The sequence below is a fragment of the Dietzia sp. NPDC055343 genome, from assembly GCF_053645265.1.
On the sequence record NZ_JBSHMJ010000073.1, the window covers coordinates 1 to 5828 of the forward strand.

Genomic DNA, 5828 nt, shown 5'->3' on the forward strand with positions numbered 1-5828 from the left:
AGGGTGTCGCCTTCGCCACTGATGTTCCTCCAGATATCTACGCATTTCACCGCTACACCTGGAATTCCACACCCCTCTACCCTACTCTAGCTTGGCAGTTCTAACCGCAATTCCCAGGTTGAGCCCGGGGCTTTCACGGCTAGCTTAACAAACCACCTACGTGCGCTTTACGCCCAGTAATTCCGATTAACGCTTGCACCCTCCGTATTACCGCGGCTGCTGGCACGGAGTTAGCCGGTGCTTCTTCTGTGGGTAACATCAATCTGCTTACGTATTAGGTAAACAACCTTTCTCCCCACTGAAAGTGCTTTACAACCCGAAGGCCTTCTTCACACACGCGGCATGGCTGGATCAGGCTTTCGCCCATTGTCCAATATTCCCCACTGCTGCCTCCCGTAGGAGTCTGGACCGTGTCTCAGTTCCAGTGTGACTGATCATCCTCTCAGACCAGTTACGGATCGTCGCCTTGGTAGGCCTTTACCCCACCAACTAGCTAATCCGACGCAGGCTCATCCAATAGCGAGAGGTCCGAAGATCCCCCCCTTTCCCCCGTAGGGCGTATGCGGTATTAGCGTCCCTTTCGAGACGTTGTCCCCCACTACTGGGTAGATTCCCACGCGTTACTCACCCGTCCGCCGCTCTACTCATTCCGAAGAACTTTCGCGCTCGACTTGCATGTGTTAGGCCTGCCGCCAGCGTTCAATCTGAGCCATGATCAAACTCTTCAGTTTAAAATCAAGTGTCGTCTTCTAAGCGAACTTAGTGACAACTAAAACGTTGCTCAAATACTCGTTAACGTATTTCACATAATGAATTTACGGGTCACTTGCATTTGATAAATTGGTTGACCAACCTACCCCGCAAGTGCCCACACGCATTGCTTGATCTAGCTGTTAAAAAACCGGTTAGCGCTTTGGCTTAACCGTGGGAGGCGCATTATACGCACTCTTTACAACTTAGCAAGCGATTTTTAATCTTCGTTTTGCATTGTTGTTATCTCATCTCTGTGAGCCTCACCCTTAGGTGCGGCCTCTTCAAGATTCGATGGCTTACACTATATATAAAAAAACCCTTTGTCATTTCTGACAAAGGGTTTGTGTTTGAAGCTTGACGATGTCCTACTCTCACATGGGGAGGCCCCACACTACCATCGGCGCTAAGTCGTTTCACTACTGAGTTCGGGATGGGATCAGGTGGTTCCAACTCGCTATGATCATCAAGCAATTCGGTTTGAGTTCGAAGGTCCTATTCTGGAGATTCCAGATGCCTTGATTGACTCTAAAAGGGTGGTGTCACGTAAAGTCTTGCTGTCTAGAAGTAGACGCCTTGCATTCTACCGGAGTCCGGTTTCACTGTCTCGTTGTTTGTGTCGTTTCACTCAAACAGTCGATTCTGTTATATGGTCAAGCCGCACGAGCAATTAGTATTGGTTAGCTCAACGCCTCGCGACGCTTCCACACCCAACCTATCAACGTCGTAGTCTTCAACGGCTCTTTAGGGGGCTCAAGGCCCCAGGGAGATCTTATCTTGAAGGAGGCTTCCCGCTTAGATGCTTTCAGCGGTTATCCCGTCCGCACATAGCTACCGGGCAGTGCCATTGGCATGACAACCCGAACACCAGAGGTGCGTTCATTCCGGTCCTCTCGTACTAGGAACAACTCTTCTCAAATCTCCAACGCCCACGGCAGATAGGGACCGAACTGTCTCACGACGTTCTAAACCCAGCTCGCGTACCACTTTAAATGGCGAACAGCCATACCCTTGGGACCGGCTTCAGCCCCAGGATGTGATGAGCCGACATCGAGGTGCCAAACACCGCCGTCGATGTGAACTCTTGGGCGGTATCAGCCTGTTATCCCCGGAGTACCTTTTATCCGTTGAGCGATGGCCCTTCCATACAGAACCACCGGATCACTAAGACCTACTTTCGTACCTGCTCGACATGTCTGTCTCGCAGTCAAGCGTGCTTTTGCCTTTACACTAACCTCATGATTTCCGACCATGATTAGCACACCTTCGTGCTCCTCCGTTACTCTTTAGGAGGAGACCGCCCCAGTCAAACTACCCACCATACACTGTCCGCAACCCGGATAACGGGTCGACGTTAGAACCTCAAACATACCAGGGTGGTATTTCAAGGACGGCTCCACTAAGACTAGCGTCTTAGCTTCAAAGCCTCCCACCTATCCTACACAGATAGGTTCAAAGTTCAGTGCAAAGCTATAGTAAAGGTTCACGGGGTCTTTCCGTCTAGCCGCGGGAACACGGCATCTTAACCGCGAATTCAATTTCACTGAGTCTCGGGTGGAGACAGCGCCCCCATCATTACGCCATTCGTGCAGGTCGGAACTTACCCGACAAGGAATTTCGCTACCTTAGGACCGTTATAGTTACGGCCGCCGTTTACCGGGGCTTCGATCAAGAGCTTCGCTTGCGCTAACCCCATCAATTAACCTTCCGGCACCGGGCAGGCGTCACACCCTATACGTCCACTTACGTGTTTGCAGAGTGCTGTGTTTTTAATAAACAGTTGCAGGGGCCTGGTATCTTCGACCGGCCGGGGCTTACGGAGCAAGTCCTTCACCCTAACCGGTGCACCTTCTCCCGAAGTTACGGTGCCATTTTGCCTAGTTCCTTCACCCGAGTTCTCTCAAGCGCCTTGGTATTCTCTACCTGACCACCTGTGTCGGTTTGGAGTACGGTCTCTTTTTACCTGAAGCTTAGAGGCTTTTCTTGGAAGCATGGCATCAACCACTTCGTGTTCCGAGGAACACTCGTCATCAGTTCTCGACCTTAAGGACCCGGATTTACCTAAGTCCTCAGCCTACCACCTTAAACACGGACTACCAACGCCGTGCTGGCCTAGCCTTCTCCGTCCCCCCATCGCAGTAAAAAGAGGTACAGGAATATTAACCTGTTTCCCATCGACTACGCCTTTCGGCCTCGCCTTAGGGGCCGACTAACCCTGTCCCGATTAACGTTGGACAGGAACCCTTGGTCTTCCGGCGGGGGAGGTTTTCACTCCCCTTATCGTTACTCATGTCAGCATTCGCACTTCTGATACCTCCAGCATGCTTCTCAACACACCTTCGCAGGCTTACAGAACGCTCCCCTACCCCACATTCAAAGAATGCAGCCGCAGCTTCGGTTGCTAGTTTTAGCCCCGTTACATCTTCCGCGCAGGCCGACTCGACTAGTGAGCTATTACGCTTTCTTTAAAGGATGGCTGCTTCTAAGCCAACCTCCTAGCTGTCTAAGCCTTCCCACATCGTTTCCCACTTAACTAGCATTTGGGACCTTAGCTGGCGGTCTGGGTTGTTGCCCTCTTGACAACGGACGTTAGCACCCGCTGTCTGTCTGCCATGATTGCACTTCTCGGTATTCGGAGTTTGCATGGGGTTGGTAAGTCGGGATGACCCCCTAGCCCAAACAGTGCTCTACCCCCGAGGGTGAGACATGACGCGCTACCTAAATAGCTTTCGGGGAGAACCAGATATCTCCCGGCTTGATTAGCCTTTCACCCCTATCCACACGTCATCCCCTAATTTTTCAACATTAGTGGGTTCGGTCCTCCAGTTAGTGTTACCCAACCTTCAACCTGCACATGGATAGATCGCCGGGTTTCGGGTCTATTGCCAGCGACTAGACGCCCTATTAAGACTCGCTTTCGCTACGGCTCCCCTACACGGTTAACCTTGCCACTGACAATAAGTCGCTGACCCATTATACAAAAGGTACGCAGTCACAGAACAAGTCTGCTCCTACTGCTTGTACGCACACGGTTTCAGGATCTATTTCACTCCCCTCACAGGGGTTCTTTTCGCCTTTCCCTCACGGTACTGGTTCACTATCGGTCAGTTGGGAGTATTTAGCCTTGGAGGATGGTCCCCCCATATTCAGACAAGATATCACGTGTCTCGTCCTACTCGATTTCATGATTAAGGCCTTTTCGTGTACGGGACTATCACCCTCTATCGCGGCACTTTCCAGAGCCTTCCACTAAAACCAAAATCACTTAAGGGCTGGTCCCCGTTCGCTCGCCGCTACTAAGGGAATCTCGGTTGATTTCTTTTCCTCCGGGTACTTAGATGTTTCAGTTCCCCGGGTTCGCCTCCATAACCTATGTATTCAGTTATGGATACCTAGCTTATGCTAGGTGGGTTTCCCCATTCGGACATGTTAGGATCAAAGCATGTTTGCCGGCTCCCCTAACCTTTTCGCAGGCTCCTACGTCCTTCATCGCCTCCAACTGCCTAGGCATCCACCGTGTGCGCTTAGTCGCTTGACCATATAACACAAGCGACTGATTGAACGATTTAACACATTGATGTGCTCACGATAATAAGCACATCGCATGAGTAGATACGCCGGACTCATTATGTAAATTTACATACATAGATATACACAAGACGTCTTTTCTATCAGCAATTTTTAACTTTACGTTTCACCTTGTTAAAGAGCATTCTGGCTGTAAAAACCAGTCAGTTGTGGTCTGTTTATTATTGATGGGATCGGCAAGGCGTTTAATAAAACGTAAAGTCGATGACATCAATCAGACAACAAGTGACTGACTTCTCAGTAATAAAGGATTTGGTGGAGCTATGCGGGATCGAACCGCAGACCTCCTGCGTGCAAGGCAGGCGCTCTCCCAGCTGAGCTATAGCCCCTTGTTTCACTTTAAAGTGATCTCACTTAAGAGTGGTAGGCCTGGGCAGACTTGAACTGCCGACCTCACCCTTATCAGGGGTGCGCTCTAACCAGCTGAGCTACAGGCCTATACGGGTCTGTAGGCACTAGTTGTCGGACGCTCGAGTTCTTACACTCGCGACCTCTAGTGATCGCACTAGGTACTAGCGACTAACAAATCGTTTATTACTTCCAGTTGATCAAGCAATGCGTGTGAGCACTTACAGGGTGGTGATCTATCGTTTAAGGAGGTGATCCAGCCCCAGGTTCCCCTAGGGCTACCTTGTTACGACTTCACCCCAGTCATGAATCACACCGTGGTAACCGTCCCCCTTGCGGTTAGACTAGCTACTTCTGGTGCAACCCACTCCCATGGTGTGACGGGCGGTGTGTACAAGGCCCGGGAACGTATTCACCGTAACGTTCTGATTTACGATTACTAGCGATTCCGACTTCATGGAGTCGAGTTGCAGACTCCAATCCGGACTACGAACAGTTTTATGGGATTAGCTCCACCTCGCGGCTTGGCAACCCTTTGTACTGCCCATTGTAGCACGTGTGTAGCCCAGGTCGTAAGGGCCATGATGACTTGACGTCATCCCCACCTTCCTCCGGTTTGTCACCGGCAGTCTCCTTAGAGTTCCCACCATGACGTGCTGGCAACTAAGGACAGGGGTTGCGCTCGTTACGGGACTTAACCCAACATCTCACGACACGAGCTGACGACAGCCATGCAGCACCTGTATCAGAGTTCCCGAAGGCACCAATCCATCTCTGGAAAGTTCTCTGTATGTCAAGACCTGGTAAGGTTCTTCGCGTTGCGTCGAATTAAACCACATGCTCCACCGCTTGTGCGGGCCCCCGTCAATTCATTTGAGTTTTAATCTTGCGACCGTACTCCCCAGGCGGTCTACTTAGTGCGTTAGCTGCGCCACTAAGAGCTCAAGGCTCCCAACGGCTAGTAGACATCGTTTACGGCGTGGACTACCAGGGTATCTAATCCTGTTTGCTCCCCACGCTTTCGCACCTCAGTGTCAGTATGAGTCCAGGGTGTCGCCTTCGCCACTGATGTTCCTCCAGATATCTACGCATTTCACCGCTACACCTGGAATTCCACACCCCTCTACCCTACTCTAGCTTGG

General features: G+C 51.0%; 2 tRNA genes and 4 rRNA genes. All 6 read right to left on the minus strand.

Annotation, left to right across the window (positions count from 1 at the left end):
* Positions 1–731, minus strand: a 16S ribosomal RNA gene (locus tag ACWIE7_RS18075); the annotation flags it as partial.
* A 374-nt stretch (positions 732–1105) separates the two neighbouring features.
* Positions 1106–1221 (minus strand): 5S ribosomal RNA (gene rrf, locus ACWIE7_RS18080).
* 178 nt (positions 1222–1399) lie between these two features.
* Positions 1400–4288: ribosomal RNA gene (locus tag ACWIE7_RS18085) — 23S ribosomal RNA — on the minus strand.
* 303 nt (positions 4289–4591) lie between these two features.
* Positions 4592–4667, minus strand: a tRNA-Ala gene (locus tag ACWIE7_RS18090).
* Between the two features lie 32 nt (positions 4668–4699).
* Positions 4700–4776, minus strand: a tRNA-Ile gene (locus ACWIE7_RS18095).
* A gap of 154 nt (positions 4777–4930) precedes the next feature.
* Positions 4931–5828: ribosomal RNA gene (locus ACWIE7_RS18100) — 16S ribosomal RNA — on the minus strand; the annotation flags it as partial.